The sequence below is a fragment of the Methylobacterium sp. 092160098-2 genome, assembly GCF_028920805.1.
Classification (GTDB): Bacteria; Pseudomonadota; Alphaproteobacteria; order Rhizobiales; family Beijerinckiaceae; genus Methylobacterium; species Methylobacterium fujisawaense.
The window spans coordinates 2,164,627-2,184,527 of sequence record NZ_JAQPZJ010000001.1; the positions used below are offsets into that span (position 1 = coordinate 2,164,627).

Consider the following 19,901-nt stretch of genomic DNA (forward strand, 5'->3'; position numbering starts at 1 on the left):
GCCGGGTTTTCGCTGGCGGCAGAGACCTTTACCGCCCGGACCGAGGGCGCACCTAGACGATCGCTCACGATTGCCCTGCGGTCATGCCGGGACAACGCTCGATCTTCGTACAGTTGTGGAAAGACGGGCGGGGCGCCTGCGTCATTTTCGCCCGCCGATCGCGACGTTAGACGAAAGTCTTACGCGGATCGAAGGCATCGCGCACAGCCTCGCCGGCGAAGACGAGCAGGCTCAACATCACGGCGATGACCAGGAAGCCGGTCAATCCGAGCCACGGCGCGGTCAGATTGTCCTTGCCCTGCGCGAGAAGCTCTCCGAGGGAGGGCGAGCCCGGCGGCAGGCCGAAGCCGAGGAAGTCCAGGGACGTCAGGGTGGTGATCGAGCCGTTCAGGATGAACGGCAGGAAGGTCAGGGTCGCCACCATGGCATTCGGCAGCAGATGAACCGTCATGATGCGGATGTTCGACAGGCCCAGTGCCCGCGCGGCCCGGACGTATTCAAAATTCCGGGCTCGCAGGAACTCGGCGCGCACGACGCTGACCAGCGCCACCCACGAGAACAGCAGCATGATCCCGAGCAGGACGAAGAAGCCCGGGGCGATGAAGGCCGAGATGATGATGATCAGGTAGAGGGTCGGGATGCCGCCCCAGACTTCGATGAAGCGCTGGAAGGCGAGATCGACCCAGCCGCCGAAATAACCCTGCACGGCCCCCGCGACGACGCCGATCACCGAGGAGACCGCGGCCAGGATCAGGCCGAACAGCACCGAGATTCGGAAGCCGTAGATCACCCGCGCGAGCACGTCCCGGGTGGTGTTGTCGGTGCCGAGCCAGTGCCAGGGAATGTCCGCGCAGCCCGTGCCGCCGAGCTTCTCGGCCACGGGCCGGCATTGCGCGTCGGTGAGCATCCAGGTGGGCGGGGACGGCGACGGCGTCGGCAGATCCTCGTTGATCGTGTCGTACGAGAACGGGATCGGCGGCCAGAGCGCCCAGCCGTTCGCCGCGATCTCCTTGCGGATCTCCGAGGACCGGTAATCGGTCGTCGCGAGGAAGCCGCCGAACTTCTCCTCGGGATAGTCGACCAGCACCGGGACCAGCCACTCGCCCTTGTAGGACAGCAGGATCGGGCGGTCGTTGGCGATGAATTCCGCGAACAGGCTGAGGACGAACAGGACCGCGAAAATCAGGAACGACCCGTAGCCGAGCCGGTTGCGGCGGAAATTGTCGAGGCGGCGCCGGTTGAGCGGCGACAGGCGGGTACGCCGGCCCGCAGCGGCGACCGGGACCGGTGCCCCCTCGTCCGGCCGCAGGACCAGCGGCTGGGCGCCGGGCATCGGCGCGGGCACGACCTCGCTCTCGCCGGGACGCGTGACCTCGTTCATCCGTGCTGTCTCCCGGCCCGTGCCGCGCGCCATCCCGCTGCCCCGGGGCTTGCCCAGAGACTCGCCCAGAGATCCGGGCAGCCCCAGGACCGGCCGGACGGGGAGCGGCTGAGGGGGCTCAGCCGTCGAGCCGGGTCGCGGTGCCCTCGATCTCGGTGGGACGCAGACCGCCGCTGCGCTCCATCCAGCGGCGCAGCAGACGGACATTGCGGCGGTTGGCCTTGAAGGCGGCGTCGAACAGGTCGCCCGCAAGCGGCACGGCACCGATCAGCCCGTCGAAGGCGACGTTCATCCCCATCCGGGCCAGCAGCCAGCGCGGCGCGCCCAGGCGCTTCGCCTCGTAGACGATGAAGGAGGAGATCACCATGCCGGCCACGTCGCCGATCACCGGCACGAGGCCGATCAGCGCGTCGAACCCGACCCGCCGGTTGATGCCCGGGATGACGAAGGCCGTGTCCATCAGGTGGGCCAGCGTCTCCAGCCGGGCGAGGCTCGCCTCCCGGCCGAGATCCGCCTTCAGGAAGGCGGGATTGGAGGGCGTCGCGCCCCCGGGGAACGTCTCGGCACGGGCGAAACGCCCGGCCTGGGCAGCCTGGGTGAAGTCCATGGTCGGGATCCGTCGGGAAGCCATCGTCCGCAACGATGTGGCCCCCCGGTCGGATCCCCGCAAGGACGGGGCCGCCACGGGTCACGCCGCCCTCCCGGCAAGACCGCTCATGCGGTCGAGGGCCGCATCCAGGGTGGCGTCGTCCTTGGCGAAGCACAGCCGGACGATGTTGCGGACGGCGGCGTCCGGGTAGAAGGCGCTCACGGGGATCGCCGCGACGCCGTGCCGGGTGACGAGCGCCTCGCAGAATGCCGCGTCGTCGGCGTAGCCGAGATTCGCGACGTCGAGGTTGAGGAACCACGTGGCCCGGGCCGGCAGCACGGTGAAGCCGAGGCCGCGCAGGCCGTCCGCGAGCCGGTCGCGGGACCGGGCATAGCCGGCGCGCATGGCCTCGAACCACGGGGCCGGCTTGCCCAGCCCGTAGGCCACCGCCTCCTGGAGGTTCGGGGGCGTGGTGAAGGTGAGGAACTGGTGCGCCTTGGCGAGCCCGCGCATCAGCCGGGCATCGGCCATCACGAAGCCGACCTTCCAGCCGGTGAGCGAGAAGATCTTGCCGGCCGAGCCGATCTTGACGGTTCGCTCCCGCATCCCGGGCAGCGCCATCAGCGGCCGGTGGCGCGCACCGTCGAACACCACGTGCTCCCAGACCTCGTCGCAGAGCGCGGTCACGTCGAACCGCTGGCAGTAGCGGGCGAGCAGGTCGAGATCCTCGGGGGCGAACAGCGTGGCGCTCGGGTTGAGGGGATTGTTCAGCACCACGACGCGGGTCCGCGCCCCGAAGGCCTCCGCCAGCGCGGCCTCGTCCAGGCGGAAGGCCGGGGGTTGCAGCGCCACGATCCGCGGCACGCCGCCCGCCCGCCGCACGAGGGGCAGGTAGGCGTCGTACATGGGCGCGAACAGCACGACCTCGTCGCCGGGCTCGATCAGCGCCAGGAGCGCGCCGGCCAGCGCCTCCGTGGCCCCGGAGGTGACCATCACCTCGGTCTCCGGGTCGAGGACGAGCCCCTGGTGCCGCGCGTAATGGGCGGCGACCGCCTCCCGCAGGGCCGGCAGCCCCATCATCGGGGGATACTGGTTCCAGCCGTCGCGGAGCGCCCGCGCGCCCCGCTCGCGCACGTCCTCCGGCCCGGGATCGTCGGGGAAGCCCTGGCCGAGATTGATCGCGCCGTGGACCCGCGCGAGCCGGGACATGGTCTCGAACACCGTCGTGGGGAGGGCGTCGAAAACGGGGTTGATGAAGGCGGGCGTCATGCGGCGCGGCAGGGGGCGCGGCTGTGGGCGCCGGGCATCGAGGGTGTCGGCATCGCCGGCCTGTAGCATGGGCGCCGCGCGTTGCGGAATGTGCGCGGTCGCACAGACCCGGATTCCGACGCGCACGCACCGGCTGACGAATGTTGACATTCATCACCCGTATCTTAGGTTCGGATCACGGCCGGAGCGGCGCACACGCCGACGGAGCTTCGCCCCCTCGCTCCGTCAGCGGGGTTCCGCTCCGGTCCCCAAGAAGGGCCATCGACTTGCGGGTCGGTGGCCCTTTCGGCATGTCCGGAGGCGGCCGCTCCGATCGTCGGGCGGGTCTTCCGGATGCGACGATGCGGCCTTCCTCACGCACGGTCCTCGGCTGCCTGATCCTGGCGCTGCTGATCGGCGGCGTCGGGATCGGCCTGCGCCGCGCCGTGACCGTCACCCCGGTGGATGACGCCTTCCGCGCGGTGCTGCGGGCCTATGCGGCGCCGGATGCGGCCGGCGGGACCCAGCAACACGACTGAAACGTCGCCGCCCTAGTGACGGCGCATTGGCCGGGCACCGGTAAGTGCACCGACAGGTGACCCCGTAGGTGAACCCGCAGGTGAACATGTCGCCGCGGTAAGGAGCCGTTCGGGGCCCGGACAGCTTTATGGGCGTATGCTCCCGCACACGGGATCGGAGCCGTCGGTTCCCGAGGGACAGGGCGGCTTCAGGACAGGTCTTCGGGACGCGGCGTTCCGGAGGCGGAGTGGGGGCTTCGACAGCGAGGGATAGGGTGCCGCCGGTCGCGCAGGCGACCGGCATGTGCTCTAGTCAGGCATGAACGAGAGTTCACCGATCCGGACCGACACGGCCCGGGCTTACCAGCCCGGCGAGGCGCCCGCGCGGGAGGTCCGGACGCGGCGCTTCCGGCCGATCCGCTGGCTCGTGATCCTGATGCTGCTCGCCGGCGCCGGGGCGATCGGTCATCGCTGGTACGAGGCGCGCACCGACAAGGGCGCGGAGCCCGCGACGGCGCACAAGGGCGGCGGCCGCGGCGGCCGGCACGGCGGCGCCGACATGCCGCAGGCGGTGGGCGTCGCGGCGGTCACGACCGGCGACATGCCGGTGGTGCTCCAGGGCCTCGGCACGGTGACGCCGCTGGCCACCGTGACGGTGAAGTCGCAGATCAGCGGCTATCTCACCCAGGTGAAGTTCCGCGAGGGCCAGACCGTGAAGGCCGGCGACGAACTCGCGCAGATCGATTCCCGGCCCTACGAGGCGCTGCTCGCCCAGTACCAGGGCCAGCTCGCCCGCGATCAGGCGCTCCTGCAGAACTCGAAGCTCGACCTGCAGCGCTACCAGACCCTGAACCGGCAGGACTCGATCTCGAAGCAGAACGTCGACACCCAGGGCGCCCTGGTGAAGCAGAACGAGGGCACGGTCGCGGCCGATCAGGCGCTGGTCGACCAGCAGAAGCTCAACATCGCCTACACGCACATCACGTCGCCGGTGGACGGGCGGGTCGGCCTGCGTCAGGTCGACCAGGGCAACTACATCTCGGCCGCCTCCACGGCGATCGTGGTGGTGACCCAGCTCCACCCGATCTCGGTGATCTTCACCCTGCCGGAGGACGACGTGGCGCGGGTGATGCGGCAGGTGCGGGCGGGCGCGAAGCTGACCGTGCGGGCCTACGACCGCGGCGACGCCCACGAGATCGCCGCCGGCCGGCTCGACACGGTCGACAACCAGATCGACACGACCACCGGCACGGTGAAGCTGCGCGCGCTGTTCGACAACGGCGACGAGGAGCTGTTCCCGAACCAGTTCGTGAACGCCAAGCTCACCGTCGACACGGTGCGGGGCGCGGCGCTCGTGCCGAATGCGAGCCTGCTCCAGGGCACGCCCGGCACCTACGTCTACCTGATGGACGGGGACAACAAGGTCACGGTCCGGCCGATCAAGACCGGCGAGACCGACGGGACCAACACCGTGGTGGTCTCGGGCCTGAAGCCCGGGGATCGGGTCGTCACCGACGGCACCGACCGGCTGAAGGACGGCGCCCCGGTGCGGATCACGGAGGGCGCACAGGCGGCGGCAGGGGACGGGAAGGCCGCGGAGGCCAAGCCCGACGGCAAGGGTGAGGTGAAGTCCGGCGCGCCGACCGACGCGGCGGCGGATGCCCAAGGGACAGCGGAGGGCGGTCGTCGGCACCGGCGCCGTCAGGCGCAGTGAGGACGGGTCTGGCGCGCGGGACCCGCGGCCTCCCCTCCCCCTTCCGCGGAGTCGGGGAGATTCCGGAAGGTCAGTCCCAGTCTCCTCCTCATCCTGAGGTGCGGCGAAGCCGCCTCGAAGGAGGGCTTCAGGGATCGCGCGCCCGGCTGGAGGGCTCCTTCGAGGCCTGCGCTGCGCTTCGGCACCTTAGGATGAGGGCGCGGATGGGACGTCCGTGCCCTCCGATTCAAGCCTCCCTGCAGCGCAGGCTGTCCGGCGCGGAAGGGTCGCGCCCATGAACCCGTCCCGCCTCTTCATCCTGCGCCCGGTGGCGACGACGCTGCTGATGCTGGCGATCCTGATCGTCGGCGGCGTGTCGTACCTGAACCTGCCGGTCTCGGCGCTGCCGGCCGTCGACTACCCGACGATCCAGATCCAAACCTTCTATCCCGGCGCCAGCCCCGAGGTGATGACCTCCTCGGTCACGGCGCCCCTGGAGCGGCAGTTCGGGCAGCTCGCCAACCTCAACCAGATGACCTCGCAATCCTCCGCGGGGGCCTCGGTCATCACCCTGCAGTTCAGCCTGGACCTGTCCCTCGACATCGCCGAGCAGCAGGTCCAGGCGGCGATCAACGCCGCCGGCAACCTGCTGCCCTCGGACCTGCCGGCGCCACCGATCTACGCCAAGGTCAACCCGGCCGACGCGCCGGTCCTCACCCTGGCGCTGACGTCGAAGACCCTGCCGCTCACCCAGGTGCGCGACCTCGCCGAATCGCGCCTCGCGCAGAAGATCAGCCAGGTGGCGGGGGTCGGCCTCGTGAGCATCTCGGGCGGCCAGCGCCCGGCCGTGCGGGTGCGGTTCAACGCCCGGGCGCTCGCCGCCTACGGGCTCAACATCGACGACCTGCGCACCACGATCACCAACCTCAACGTCAACACGCCCAAGGGCACGATCGACGGGCCGACGCAGTCCTACGCGATCAACGCCAACGACCAGATCCGCGACCCGAAGGCCTACAATTCGGCGATCATCGCCTACCGCAACGGCGCCCCGGTGATGCTCTCGGAGGTCGCCGACGTGGTCGAGGGGCCGGAGAACACCAAGCTCGGCGCCTGGGCCGACGCGACGCCGGCGGTGATCCTCAACATCCAGCGCCAGCCCGGCGCCAACGTCATCGCCACCGTCGACAAGATCAAGGCGCTGCTGCCGCAGCTCCAGGCGAGCCTGCCGGCCGCCGTGGCGGTGGCGCCGCTGACCGACCGCACCACCACGATCCGCGCCTCCGTGGAGGACGTGCAGTTCGAGCTGGGCCTCGCCATCGCCCTGGTGGTGCTGGTGATCTTCCTGTTCCTGCGCAGCCTGTCGGCGACCCTGATCCCGAGCCTGTCCGTGCCCCTGTCGCTGATCGGCGCCCTGTCGGTGATGGACCTCTACGGCTTCTCCCTCGACAACCTGTCGCTGATGGCGCTGACCATCGCCACCGGCTTCGTGGTCGACGACGCCATCGTGGTGATCGAGAACATCGCCCGCCACGTGGAGGCGGGCGACTCGCCCCTGGAGGCGGCGCTCAAGGGCTCCCGCGAGATCGGCTTCACCATCATCTCGCTCACGGTCTCGCTGATCGCGGTGCTGATCCCGCTGCTGTTCATGGGCGACGTGGTCGGGCGGCTGTTCCACGAATTCGCCATCACGCTGGCGGCCACCATCATCATCTCGGCGGTGGTCTCGCTGACGCTGGTGCCGATGCTGTGCGCGCGGCTCCTGAAGCACGTGCCCGAGGCCGAGACCCGCCGCCGGGAGGGCATGCTCTCCCGTCTCGGCCGGCGCGCCATCGACGCCACCATCGCGTCGTACGGGCGCTCCCTGCGGGTGGTCCTCGACCACCAGGGCCTGACGCTGCTGGTGGCGCTCGGCACGCTGGGGCTCACCGTCTACCTGTTCGTGGTGATCCCCAAGGGCTTCTTCCCCGTGCAGGACACGGGCGTGATCCAGGGCATCACCCAGGCGGACCAGTCCGTCTCCTACGCGGCCATGGCCGAGCGCCAGCAGCGCATGGCCGAGATCGTTCTCAAGGACCCGGACGTGGCCAGCCTGTCCTCGTTCATCGGGGTCGACGGCCAGAACGTCACGCTCAATTCCGGCCGGATGCTGATCAACCTGAAGCCCCGGGATGAGCGCACGGCCTCGGCCAGCGCGATCATCCGGCGGATCTCGGCGGCGGTCGCGAACGAGCCGGGCATGCGGCTGTACATGCAGCCGGTCCAGGACCTGACCATCGACACGGCAGTCTCGGCGACCCAGTACCAGGTCATCCTCGAGAGCCCGAACATCGACGATTTCGAGACCTGGGTGCCGCGCTTCACCGCGGCGCTGGCGAAGTCGCCCGTGGTGGCGGACGTGGCGAGCGACCACCAGGGCCAGGGGCTCGCCGCCTACGTGACCATCGACCGGCCCACCGCCGGCCGCTACGGCATCACCCCGGCCACGATCGACAACGCCCTCTACGACGCCTTCGGCCAGCGCATCATCTCGACGATCTTCACCCAGTCCAACCAGTACCGGGTGATCCTGGAGGCCGATCCGAAGCTGCACACGACCCTGCGCAGCCTCGACGCGATCTACCTGCCCTCCTCCACGGCGACCAACGGGCAGGTGCCGCTCTCCGCGGTGGCGCGGATCAGCGAGCGGCGGGCGCCACTCCTGATCTCGCATCTCGGCCAGTTCCCGGCCACCACCGTGTCGTTCAACCTCGCCCCGGGCGCCGCCCTCGGTCAGGCGGTCGAGGCGATCGACACGGTCAAGGCCGAGATCGGCCTGCCGCCCTCGTTCCGGGTGGTGCCGCAGGGCTCGGTCTTCGCCTTCCAGTCGGCGCTCGGCAACGAGCTGTTCCTCGTGCTGGCGGCGATCGTCACCGTCTACATCGTGCTCGGCGTGCTCTACGAGAGCTTCATCCACCCGATCACCATCCTGTCGACCCTGCCGTCGGCGGGGATCGGGGCCCTGCTCGGCCTGATGCTGTTCGGCCTGTCGCTCGACATCATCGCGGTGATCGGCATCGTCCTGCTGATCGGCATCGTGAAGAAGAACGCCATCATGATGATCGACTTCGCGCTCCAGGCGGAGCGCGAGGACGGGCTCGAGCCCCGGGAGGCGATCTTCCAGGCCTGCCTGCTGCGCTTCCGGCCGATCCTGATGACGACGCTGGCGGCTCTGTTCGCCGCGGTGCCGCTGATCCTGGGCACCGGCGTGGGCTCGGAGCTGCGCCAGCCGCTCGGCATCTGCATCGCGGGCGGCCTGATCGTCAGCCAGGTGCTGACGCTGTTCACGACGCCGGTGATCTACCTGGCGTTCGACCGGTTGGAGCGGCGGATTTCCGGGCGGCGGGGGCCCGGGTTGGAGCGTGGTGAGGTCCTGCCATGACGAAGCGGGACGTTTCCAAGGCATCCCCTCCCCCCTCTGCGGGGGAGGGTGGCCCCTGCGTCAGCAGGGGTCGGGAGAGGGGCAGCGCGACAGTTCAGGATATGGAACCCGTCGCGACCTTTCCGGATGCGTCGCTCCCCTCTCCCGACGTCCTTCGGGGGCCACCCTCCCCCGCAGAGGGGGGCGGGAGGGCGTGTGACAGGTCCGACTCAGGGTCACCTCGGAACGACCTGCGTTACGGCAGGCCCGATCCACGCCTGCGCGCCTTTGCCCGAGAGCAGCGGCAATCCTACACGCGGGCTGAGGATGCCTTCTGGCAGCAGGTGCGCGGCAGGCGCTTTCACGGCCTGAAATTCCGCCGTCAGGTTCCGATCCCGCCTTACATCGCCGACTTCCTCTGCGCCTCTGCACGGCTGATCGTCGAGCTGGACGGCGAGCCGCATGAGACGGAGGGACGCCGTCTCCGCGATGCGAAGCGCGATGCTTGGCTGAAGCGCCAGGGCTTCACGGTTCTGCGCTTCCCGAACGAGGTTGTGCTCAGCAATCTGTACGCTGTGCTGGAAGCGGTCGGTGCAGCTATCGCGGCGCGGTCAGGACGTAGCTCTTCCCTCCCCCCTCTGCGGGGGAGGGTGGCCCCCGAAGGGGGTCGGGAGAGGGGAGCGACGGTGCAGAATGCGGCCGCGCCCGTCATGAAGGCCTCGCCTTATCCAGAACCCGGGTCCCCTCTCCCGACCCCTGCTGACGCAGGGGCCACCCTCCCCCGCAGAGGGGGGAGGGAGAGATGCGGCATCGGTCGCTTCTCTTCCGGTGAGGATGCGCCAGCCAGCCACCCACCCCACGGGAGCCCCATCCCGTGAACATCTCCGAGCCGTTCATCCGACGGCCGGTGGCGACCACGCTGCTCACGATCGGCGTGCTGCTGGCGGGCGTGTTCGCCTTCCTGAAGCTGCCGGTGGCGCCGCTGCCGCAGATCGACTTCCCGGTCATCCTCGTCCAGGCGCAGATGGCCGGCGCCTCGCCCGAGACCATGGCCACCACCGTGGCGGCGCCGCTCGAACGGCGGCTCGGCGCCATCGCCGACGTCAACGAGATGACGTCGACGAACGCCCTCGGCTCCACCCGGATCGTGCTGCTGTTCGGCCTGAACCGCGACATCGACGGTGCGGCCCGCGACGTCCAGGCCGCCATCAACGCGGCCCGCGCCGACCTGCCGGCCTCGCTCCGGCAGAACCCGACCTACCGGAAGTTCAACCCCGCCGACACGCCGATCATCATCCTCGGCATGACCTCGGAGACGCTCACCCGCGGGCAGGTCTACGATTCCGCCGCCACCGTGGTGCAGCAGAAGCTGTCGCAGCTGCCCGGTGTCGGCAATGTCGATATCGGCGGCTCGTCCCTGCCGGCGGTGCGGGTCGAGCTCGATCCCACGGCCCTGTTCAACTACGGCATCGGCCTCGAAGGCATCCGGGCGGCTTTGGCCTCGGCCAACGCCAACTCGCCCAAGGGCGAGATCGATGCGGGCGACCGCCGCTACCAGCTCTACGCCAACGACCAGGGCCGCAAGGCCGCCGATTACCGCGACATCATCGTGGCCTATCGCAACGGCGCCGCGGTGAAGCTCACCGACGTGGGGGAGGTGCTCGACGGGGTCGAGGACAAGCGCAACCTCGGCATCGTCAACGGCAAGCCCGGCGTGCTGCTGTTCGTCTACAAGCAGCCCGGCGCCAACGTGGTCGAGACCATCAACGCCGTGAAGGAGGCCCTGCCGCAGATCACCGCGGCGCTGCCGGGCGGCATCGACATCAAGCTCACCGGTGACCGCAGCGCCACGATCCGCGCCTCGCTCTCGGCCACCGAGGAGACGCTGCTGGTGGCGGTCGGCCTCGTCATCCTGGTGGTCTTCGCCTTCCTGCGCTCCTGGCGGGCGACCCTGGTCCCGGCGGTCGCCGTGCCGATCTCGATCATCGGCACCTTCTCGGCGATGTACCTGCTCGGCTACTCGCTCAACATCCTGTCGCTGACCGCGCTGATCATCGGCACCGGCTTCGTGGTCGACGACGCCATCGTGGTCTTGGAGAACGTCCAGCGGCACATCGAGGAGGGCAAGCCCCGGCTCCAGGCGGCGCTGATCGGCGCCCGGGAGGTCGGCTTCACGGTGATCTCGATGAGCCTGTCGCTCATCGCGGTGTTCCTGCCGATCCTGCTGATGGGCGGCCTCGTCGGGCGCATCTTCCAGGAATTCTCCGTCACCCTGTCGCTGTCGATCCTGATCTCTTTGGTCCTCTCGCTCACCACGACGCCGATGATGTGCGCCCGGCTACTCCGGGCCGAGGGGCACGGCCCCAACGGCGAACCCCCGGCGGGCCGCCGGCCGAACTGGCTGATCCGGATGCTGGAGGGCGGCTTCTCGCGTCTGCTCGGCGCCTACGAACGGACCCTCGCGGTGGCGCTCGCCCATCCGCGGCTCGTGCTGCTGAGCCTGCTCGCCACAGTCGGCCTCAACGTCTACCTCTACATCATCGTCCCGAAGGGCTTCTTCCCCGAGCAGGATACCGGGCAGATGATGGGCGGCATCCAGGCCGACCAGCGCATCTCGTTCCAGTCCATGGAGAAGAAGCTCAAGCAGGCGACCGCGATCGTTGGCGCGGATCCGGCGGTGGAAAGCGTCGTCGGCTTCACGGGGGGCCGCGGCACCAACTCGGCCAACGTCTTCGTCGGCCTGAAGCCGCTCAACGAGCGGGCGCCGATCTCCGCGGTCATGGCGCGGCTGCGGCCGAAGCTCGCGCAAGTTGCGGGGGCGCGCCTCTACGTCTTCCCGCGCCAGGACCTGCAGATGGGCGGGCGCCAGAGCTTCGCCCAGTACCAGTACACCCTTCAGGGCGACACCGCCGCGGAGCTGTTCGCCGCCGCCCCGAAGCTGGTGGCGGCCCTGCAGAAGGATCCGACCTTCGCGGACGTGACCTCGGACCAGCAGGAGGGCGGGCTGGAGAGCCGGGTCGTGATCGACCGGGCGACCGCGTTCCGCTACGGCATCACGCCGATCAAGATCGACAACACCCTCTACGACGCCTTCGGCCAGCGTCAGGTCTCGACGATCTACAATCCGCTGAACCAGTACCACGTCGTGATGGAGATCGCGCCGCGCTACCTGGAGACGCCGGAGACGCTCAAGCAGATCTACGTCTCGACCTCGGGCGGCAACGCGCCGGGCTCGGCCACCACCAACGCGGTCGCCGGCACGGTGGCGGCGGGCGGGACCGTCAACATCAACACGGCGACCGGCACCAGCAGCCCGGGCAGCGGGTCGTCGGCGAGTGCCGCGACCGGCGCCGCCACCGGCTCCGGGGCGGTGGGTGGCTCGGGCAGCGCGGGCGCCGTCGCGGCGGCGGCCGCCGCCTCCGCCACCAGCACGGCCGACACCGCCTCGAACGCCGCCGCCATCGCGTCCGACTCGGCCCGCAACGCCTCCTCCAACGCCATCGCGGCGAGCAAGGGCGGGGCCTCGTCGAGCGCGCCCGTCTCGGCCGCCAAGGAGACGATGGTGCCGCTCTCGGCCTTCGCGCGGATCGAGCCCGGCAGCGCCCCCGTGCAGGTGAGCCACCAGGGCCTGTTCGTGGCGACGACGATCTCGTTCAACCTCGCGCCGGGCAAGAGCCTGTCGGACGCCACCGACGCCATCGACCGGGCCATGGCCTCCCTGCAGCTCCCGGCCACGATCCACGGCGAGTATGCCGGCGCGGCCAAGAACTACGTCGCCTCGGCCTCCCGCCAGCCGCTGCTGATCCTGGCGGCGATCCTGGCGGTCTACGCGGTCCTGGGGATCCTCTACGAGAGCTTCGTGCACCCGCTGACGATCCTCTCCACCCTGCCCTCGGCCGGCGTCGGCGCCGTGCTGGCGCTGCTGGTGACCGGCACCGACTTCACCATCATCGCGCTGATCGCCGTGTTCCTGCTCATCGGCATCGTGAAGAAGAACGCGATCATGATGATCGACGTGGCGATCGATTCCGAGCGGACCCGGGGCGCGAATCCCGTGGACGCGATCCGCGAGGCCTGTCTCCTGCGCTTCCGGCCGATCATGATGACGACGCTGGCGGCCATGCTCGGCGCCGTGCCGCTGATCCTGGCCAACGGCGAGGGCGCGGAGCTGCGCCGCCCGCTCGGCATCGCCATCGTCGGCGGGTTGATTGTGAGCCAGATCCTGACCCTCTACACCACCCCCGTCGTCTACCTCACCCTCGATCGCCTCCGGCACAGGGTGCTCAACCGGCGCAGGCGCGCGGGACGGGGCGGAGAAGCGGCGCTGCCGGCCGGAGAGTGATGGTTAAGGTTTCACGTGAAACAGCGGCGGCTCCTGTCGGGTGTGAACATCTGTCCAACCCACGCCCTCATCCTGAGGTGCCCGCAGCAGCGGGCCCCGAAGGAGGGTTCCAGGGATCGCGCATCTGGCTGGAGCCGTCCTTCGAGGACACCGCTGCGCTCCGGCACCTCAGCATGAGGGCGCGGCTAGGCATGACGCCTGCGTCCGTCGGATTGTTGAGCCGCGAACCTGCCGCTGCCAATCGCCGGCGCCGCACCCTCGCATCCCTCCTCGTCGCCGCCCCGCTCCTCGCCGGCTGCGTGGTTGGCCCCGACTACACCCGGCCCTCTGTGGAGACGCCCTTCGCGTACAAGCAGGGCGGCGTCCGCGAGGACAGCCCGGCCTATGTCGCGGCGCGCAAGAACGGCTGGCGCGAGGCCCGGCCCAACGACGCCGTGGAGCGCGGCGACTGGTGGCGGGTCTTTCGGGATCCGAATCTCGACCGGCTGATCCGCCTCGTCGACGTCGACAACCAGTCCCTCCGGCAGGCGGTGGCGAATTACCGGCAGGCCCGGGCCCTCGTCGCCTCCGCGCAGGCCGCCCTGTATCCGACGGTGATCGGCGCGCCGAGCATCACCCGGACCGGCAGCGGCACCACCACACGCACCAACGTGGCGCTGCTCGGCCAGGCGAGCTGGGAGCTCGACCTGTTCGGCGGCACGCGCCGGACCATCGAGAGCGAGGCGGCCCTGGCGCAATCCGACGCCGCCACCCTCGCGCTGACCCGCTTGAGCATCCAGGCGGAGATCGCCGCCGACTACCTGACGGTGCGCTACGCGGATTCGCTCCAGAAGGTGCTCGAGGAGAACGTCGAGAATTTCAAGAAGACCTTGGCGATCACCGAGAACCAGTACGCCGCGGGCGTCGCGGCCCGGTCCGACGTGATCACCGCGCAGACCCAGGTCCAGACCATCGAGGCCCAGGCCATCGCGGTGCGCCTGACCCGCGTGCAGTACGTCAACGCCATCGCCACCCTGATCGGGCGCCCGCCCTCGGAGGTGTCGATCCCGGTGGCCGGAATCCCGCGCAATCCACCCGGCGTGCCGGTGGGCATCCCCGGCGACCTCCTGGAACGGCGCCCGGACGTGGCCCAGGCCGAGCGCCTCGTCCAGGCGCAGAGCGAGCGCATCGGCGTAGCGGTGGCGGCCTTCTTCCCCACCGTGACCATCTCGGCCCAGGGCGGTATCTCGGGGGCGACCCGCAACGGCCTGCTCTCGGCCGCCAACCAGGTCTGGTCTGTGGCGGCCTCCGGCAGCGAGGTGTTGTTCGACGGCGGCGCCCGCACGGCGGCCCTGCGCTCGGCCGAGGCCGGCTACGATTCTGCCGTGGCCGGCTACCGGCAGGTGGTGCTGGCCGCCTTCGCCGAGGTCGAGAACCAGATGGCGGCCCTGCGTATCCTCGGCCAGCAGCAGAAGGCGCAGGACACCGCCGTGGACCTGTCGCGCAAGGCCGTGGAGATCACCCTCAACGAGTACCGGGCCGGCACCCAGAACTTCACCACGGTGGTGACCGCGCAGAGCCTGCTCGTGAACAACGAGGTCAACGCCCTCCAGGTGCGGCTGAGCCGCTTCACTGCGGCGGTCACGCTGATCCGCGCCCTCGGCGGCGGGTGGGACGTGCGCTCGCTGCCGAGCGATTCCGAGCTGAAGGGTCCGAGCCTGCCGATCGACCGGGGCGGACAGGCGGTGCGCCCCGACGAGTAGGGATTTGCGGGCGCGAGCGGCCGGCTTCCGGTCGAGGCCGTCCGGTGATGCAACCCTCCGCATCGGCGCGACGTCGCAAAGCGGCCCAGGGTCCGGCGGCGTCGAAGGGCGTGACGGTGTCGGTCGCCCCGGAAGACGTGGCTGTGGGCTCAGGGTTCGAGGAACCGGGTATGCATGCGGGGTTCCTTGATCCTGGACCCGGCGCAGCATAGCCCCATAGGCGCCGGAACGGGCCTCGCCGTAGCGGGTTGTCAGGCCGGTTTGCCGCACTGCAGCCAGACGGGAGTCAGGGATGGCCGAGCCGACGACAGCCCTCAAGGATACGGCAGCCTGCGGCACGCAGCCGGCACCGCCCTGTACGCTGGTGATCTTCGGGGCCGGTGGCGACCTGACGAAGCGCCTGCTGATGCCCTCGCTCTACAATCTCGCGGGCGCGGGGCTCCTGGCCGAAGGCTTCTCGATCCTCGGCATCGACCACAACGACGGCACTGACGAGTCCCTGCGCGACAACCTCACCCAGACCCTGGAGGCGTTCAGCAAGGACCCGACCTCGGAGTTCCACGCCGACCACATCGACCCGAAGAGCTGGGGCTTCATCCGAGACCGGCTCCACTACCTCAAGGGCGATTTCGAGAAGCCCGAGACCTACGCGGCCGTGAAGCAGAGGGTCACCGGCAGCGCGGTGTTCTACTGCGCGGTGGCGGCCCGCTTCTTCGGGACCATCGTGGATGGGCTCGGTCAGGCCGGGCTGCTCAAGCAGGAGGGCGACGGCTTCCGCCGCGTGGTGATCGAGAAGCCGTTCGGCTCCGATCTCGAATCGGCCCGGGCGCTAAATGCCCGGATCCTCAAACAGGGCGACGAGAGCCAGTTCTACCGGATCGACCACTTCCTGGGTAAGGAGACCGTGCAGTCGATCATGGCGTTCCGCTTCGCCAACGGGCTGCTGGAGCCGGTCTGGCGGCGGGAATACATCGACAGCATCCAGATCACGGCGGCCGAGACGGTGGGCGTCGAGGAGCGCGGCGGCTTCTACGAGCCGACCGGGGCGCTGCGCGACATGGTGCCGAACCACATGTTCCAGCTCCTCTGCATGGTCGCCATGGAGCCGCCGAACTCCTTCGACGCGGAGGCCGTGCGCACCGAGAAGGCCAAGCTCGCCGAGGCCGTGAAGCCGATCCCGCCCGAGGATGCGGTGCGCGGCCAGTACACGGCCGGCACCTCGGAGGGACGCGACGTGCCCGCCTACCGGGACGAGCCGCACGTGGCGAAGGACTCGGTCACCGAGACCTACATCGCCCTGAAGCTCAATATCGAGAACTGGCGCTGGGCCGGGGTGCCGTTCTACGTCCGCACCGGCAAGCGCATGACCGGGCGGCGCACCGAGATCGCGGTGCTGTTCAAGCCGGCGCCGTTCAAGATGTTCGAGGACACGCCCACCGCCGATCTCGCGCCCACCGTGATGCGGATCCAGATCGATCCCGATCACGGGGTCAGCACCGAATTCAACGTCAAGGTACCGGGGCCGCAGATGGCGATCGGCCGGGTCCGGTCCGGCTTCCGCTACAAGGACTTCTTCGCCGACCGGCCGAATGTCGGCTACGAGACGCTGCTCTACGATTGCATGACCGGCGACGCGACGCTGTTCCAGCGCGCCGACAACATCGAGGCCGGCTGGGCGGCGGTCGATCCGCTGCTCAAGGGCTGGCCGCAGGGAGAGGTGACCTTCTATCCGGCGGGCAGTGCCGGCCCGAAGGAAGCCGACGCACTCCTGGCTCGCGACGGCCGCCACTGGCTGGGTCTCGACGGCGAGACCGACTGAGAAGGGGCCGCCTGATCGGTTCTCCGCTGGGCGGCCGCACGATAGCCTTCCCCATAGCCTTCCCCATTCGTGAGGATGCGACAGCCTTCCGGCGTCGAGAGGGTTGCCTCGGGCGGGGGGCGCGTCACCGTCGACGGGCGCTTTCCGGACCGCGACGCCATCGACGATCTGACGGCGTTCGACCACCCGGCTCCCGCGATCGCACTCGACGAGCGGTTGGCGAAGAGCGGCCTGCTGGAGGGATCGTCCCGCGCTCGATCGACCCGGCCGTCTGCCCAGCGGGCGGGAGCCTGTCGTGCACCGTCGTTCCGTCATCGCGCACGATGTGGCCGACGCGGCCATGCGCGTCCTGCACGGCGCTCCGCCGTGGCCGCAGAGCGGGAAACGAGGGCGCGGTCGTGGTCGCGGAGCGCTGAACCCGGATCCGGTTTCAGCGGCGCTTGAACGGCAGCATCGCGGCGACGGCGAGCGCGTCGACCCGGTTGTTGAGCGGGTCGCCGGCATGGCCCTTCACCCAGTGCCACGCCACGTCGTGCCGCTCGCGGGCGGCGTCGATCCGCCGCCACAGATCCTCGTTCTTCACCGGCTTCTTGTCGGCGGTGCGCCAGCCCCGGGCCTTCCAGGCGTGGATCCAGCTGGTGATGCCCTGGCGCAGGTACTGGGAGTCCGTGAACAGGTCGACGCGGCAGGGGCGCTTCAGGGCCTCCAGCGCCTCGATCGCCGCCAGGATCTCCATGCGGTTGTTGGTGGTGTGGGCCTCGCCCCCCGAGAGCTCCTTCCGGGTGTCGCCGAAGATCAGGATCGCGCCCCAGCCGCCCGGCCCGGGATTCCCCGAGCAGGCGCCGTCCGTGTAGATCGTGACGCGCTTCGGCTCGGCCGCGGCCTGGCCGCCCGGCCCGGTCTCGTCGGCGCTCACCGGGCCCTCAGCGCGGCCGCCCGTAATCCCACGCGTCCCGGGCCTGCCGGTGGAAGGTGAGCCGGCGATCGAATTCCCGCGGATCCTTCGGCTTCACCAGGGCGCCCGGGGGCACGTTCAGCCAGTCCACCAGCCGGGTGAGCATGAAGCGGAGCGCGGCGCCCCGGCACAGGATCGGCAGGGCCGCGACCTCGGCGGATTCGAGCGGCCGCACCGCCTCGTAGCCGGCGATCAGCCCGGCCGCCATGTCCCGGTGGAAGGTGCCGTCGGCCTCGAAGCACCACGCGTTAAGGCAGACCGCGAGGTCGTACGCGAAAGCGTCCGTGCAGGCGAAGTAGAAGTCGATCAGGCCCGACAGGGCATCGCCGATGAAGAAGACGTTGTCGGTGAACAGGTCCGCGTGGATCACGCCGCTTGGCAGATTCCGCGGCCAGTGTGCCTCGAGGACGGCGAGGTCGGACCGGGTGCGCGCCGCGAGACCGGGCTCGACCGAATCGGCTTGGTCCTCGGCCTGCGCGAAGAGCGGCCGCCACGCGGAGACCGAGAGGTTGTTCTCCCGCACCATCGGGAAATCCCGGCCGGCGGCATGCAGCTCGGCCAGCGCCCGGCCGAGCGCCCGGCAATGCTCGACGCCCGGCGTCTTGACCGAGACGCCCTCCAGGAAGCTCACGATGGCGGCGGGGCGGCCGCAGAGCTGTCCGAGGGCCTGGCCGGCCCGGTCCCGCACGGGCTGCGGGCAGGCGAGGCCGCGGGCCGAGAGGTGCTCCATCAGCCCGATGAAGAACGGCAGGTCCTGTTCCCGGACCCGCTTCTCGTAGAGGGTCAGGATGTAGGAGCCCTGGGTGGTGTGCAGGAAGAAATTCGAGTTCTCGACCCCCTCGGCGATGCCCTTGAAGGAGAGCAGGCTGCCGATCGCGTAGGCGGACAGGAAGTCGGCGAGCGCCGCGTCGGATACCTCGGTGTAGACGGCCACGTGTTCGCGCTCTGATTTCGGAAGGTCAACATGGCAAGGGGCGCCGAAGCGCCCCCGCATAGAGCATGCCGAGCCTCAGGCCCGCGTGTCGGCCTGGACCGCCTACTCGGCGGCCTCGCTGCGCAGCTCCCGCGGCAGCGGGAAGACCATGTCCTCGATCACCGTCGAGACCGTGTCGACGATCACGTCGTAGCGGGCCGCGAACGCGTCGATGATCTCCTCCACCAGCACCTCGGGCGCCGAGGCGCCGGCGGTCAGGCCGAGCTTGCGGATGCCCTCGAAGGCCGGCCAGTCGATCTCCTCGGCGCGGAGCACCAGACGGGTGATCGGGCAGCCGACGCGTTCGGCGACCTCGCGCAGGCGCTGCGAGTTCGAGGAGTTCGACGAGCCGACGACGATCAAGGCGTCCACCAGCGGGGCCACCTGCTTCACCGCCTCCTGGCGATTCGTGGTGGCGTAGCAGATGTCGTCCTTGTGCGGCCCGGTGATGGTCGGGAACTTCTTCTTTAAGGCGTCGACGATGTGCCTTGTGTCGTCCACCGACAGGGTCGTCTGGGTGACCCAGGCGAGGTTGTCGGGATTGTCGGGGGTGAGAGCCGCGATCTGGTCGAGATCCTCAACCAGGGTGATCGAGCCCTTGGGCAGCTGGCCCATGGTCCCCACCACCTCCGGATGCCCGGAATGGCCGACCAGCAGCACGTGGCGGCCGCGCTTGTGATGGATCTCGGCCTCGCGGTGGACCTTGGTCACCAGCGGGCAGGTGGCGTCGATGGTGGTGAGCCCGCGCGAATCGGCGTTGGCCGGCACGGTCTTCGCCACGCCATGGGCGGAGAAGATCACCGGGGCGCCGCCGTCCGGCACCTCGTCGAGTTCGCGGACGAACACGGCGCCCTTCCGCTTCAGGCTCTCGACCACGTACTTGTTGTGCACGATCTCGTGACGGACGTAGACGGGCGGCCCATAGATGGCGAGAGCCCGTTCCACGACATCGATGGCCCGCACCACGCCGGCGCAGAAGCCGCGGGGGGCGCAGAGCAGGATTTCCAGCGGCGGCTTGCCGGCGGTGCCCGGAACGGGCTCGGTGGTCGCGATTTCGACGGTCATGAGGGGGATGTGGCGAGGGCGGGGCGGTCCTGTCAACAGGACTGGCCCAGGAACCGGGCGGGAAGAGGGAAGCGGAGCCGCTCTGTAGCACGATTGCCGCGGGAATTGGACCCGCGCCGTTCGCAGAGCGTCACGCAGGGCCGCTGCGCCGTCCGCGGTGGGGACAGACGGTTTTC

At 69.9% G+C, this 19,901-nt stretch carries 13 protein-coding genes; 7 read left to right on the forward strand and 6 right to left on the reverse strand.

The window, feature by feature from the left end; genetic code table 11:
• Positions 1 to 166 precede the first annotated feature (166 nt).
• The 3 genes from PQI07_RS10205 to PQI07_RS10215 form a co-directional block, all read right to left on the reverse strand.
• Positions 167 to 1,381, reverse strand: a complete 1,215-nt coding sequence (locus PQI07_RS10205; protein WP_043346336.1) for an ABC transporter permease — start codon at positions 1,379 to 1,381, stop codon at positions 167 to 169.
• Between the two features lie 118 nt (positions 1,382 to 1,499).
• Positions 1,500 to 1,988 (reverse strand): DUF4112 domain-containing protein, encoded by a 489-nt coding sequence (locus PQI07_RS10210; RefSeq protein ID WP_043346332.1) that lies wholly within the window; start codon positions 1,986 to 1,988, stop codon positions 1,500 to 1,502.
• An 81-nt stretch (positions 1,989 to 2,069) separates the two neighbouring features.
• On the reverse strand, positions 2,070 to 3,239 hold the full coding sequence (locus PQI07_RS10215) for an aminotransferase (protein WP_236962069.1): 1,170 nt from the start codon (positions 3,237 to 3,239) through the stop codon (positions 2,070 to 2,072).
• Positions 3,240 to 3,580: 341 nt separating this feature from the next.
• Between PQI07_RS10215 and PQI07_RS10220 the strand changes: the two genes are divergently transcribed.
• The 7 genes from PQI07_RS10220 to zwf all read left to right on the forward strand — a co-directional run bounded on the left by PQI07_RS10220 (position 3,581) and on the right by zwf (position 16,732).
• Entirely contained in the window at positions 3,581 to 3,757 is a 177-nt protein-coding gene (locus PQI07_RS10220; protein WP_236952745.1) for a hypothetical protein, read from the forward strand.
• Between the two features lie 298 nt (positions 3,758 to 4,055).
• Entirely contained in the window at positions 4,056 to 5,450 is a 1,395-nt protein-coding gene (locus PQI07_RS10225) for an MdtA/MuxA family multidrug efflux RND transporter periplasmic adaptor subunit (RefSeq protein WP_043384823.1), read from the forward strand.
• Between the two features lie 274 nt (positions 5,451 to 5,724).
• A complete protein-coding gene (locus PQI07_RS10230; RefSeq protein ID WP_274926557.1) occupies positions 5,725 to 8,850 on the forward strand; it encodes an MdtB/MuxB family multidrug efflux RND transporter permease subunit in 3,126 nt (1,041 codons plus the stop codon).
• 101 nt (positions 8,851 to 8,951) lie between these two features.
• A complete protein-coding gene (locus PQI07_RS10235; RefSeq protein WP_078947380.1) occupies positions 8,952 to 9,707 on the forward strand; it encodes an endonuclease domain-containing protein in 756 nt (251 codons plus the stop codon).
• A complete protein-coding gene (locus PQI07_RS10240) occupies positions 9,704 to 13,171 on the forward strand; it encodes an efflux RND transporter permease subunit (protein WP_043346320.1) in 3,468 nt (1,155 codons plus the stop codon). Before PQI07_RS10235 ends, PQI07_RS10240 begins: the two co-directional genes overlap by 4 nt.
• 191 nt (positions 13,172 to 13,362) lie before the next feature.
• A complete protein-coding gene (locus tag PQI07_RS10245) occupies positions 13,363 to 14,913 on the forward strand; it encodes an efflux transporter outer membrane subunit (protein ID WP_446720943.1) in 1,551 nt (516 codons plus the stop codon).
• Between the two features lie 292 nt (positions 14,914 to 15,205).
• A complete protein-coding gene (gene zwf / locus PQI07_RS10250; RefSeq protein ID WP_043346314.1) occupies positions 15,206 to 16,732 on the forward strand; it encodes a glucose-6-phosphate dehydrogenase in 1,527 nt (508 codons plus the stop codon).
• Positions 16,733 to 17,162: 430 nt separating this feature from the next.
• Here zwf and rnhA read toward each other — a convergent pair whose 3' ends face one another.
• The 3 genes from rnhA to ispH form a co-directional block, all read right to left on the reverse strand.
• Positions 17,163 to 17,648 carry a ribonuclease HI gene (gene rnhA, locus PQI07_RS10255; protein WP_053611321.1) on the reverse strand — a complete coding sequence of 162 codons (486 nt, stop codon included), beginning with the start codon at positions 17,646 to 17,648 and terminating at the stop codon, positions 17,163 to 17,165.
• 7 nt (positions 17,649 to 17,655) lie between these two features.
• Positions 17,656 to 18,621 carry a homoserine kinase gene (gene thrB / locus PQI07_RS10260; protein WP_053611322.1) on the reverse strand — a complete coding sequence of 322 codons (966 nt, stop codon included), beginning with the start codon at positions 18,619 to 18,621 and terminating at the stop codon, positions 17,656 to 17,658.
• Between the two features lie 102 nt (positions 18,622 to 18,723).
• Positions 18,724 to 19,725 carry a 4-hydroxy-3-methylbut-2-enyl diphosphate reductase gene (gene ispH, locus PQI07_RS10265; protein WP_043346311.1) on the reverse strand — a complete coding sequence of 334 codons (1,002 nt, stop codon included), beginning with the start codon at positions 19,723 to 19,725 and terminating at the stop codon, positions 18,724 to 18,726.
• Positions 19,726 to 19,901 lie beyond the last annotated feature (176 nt).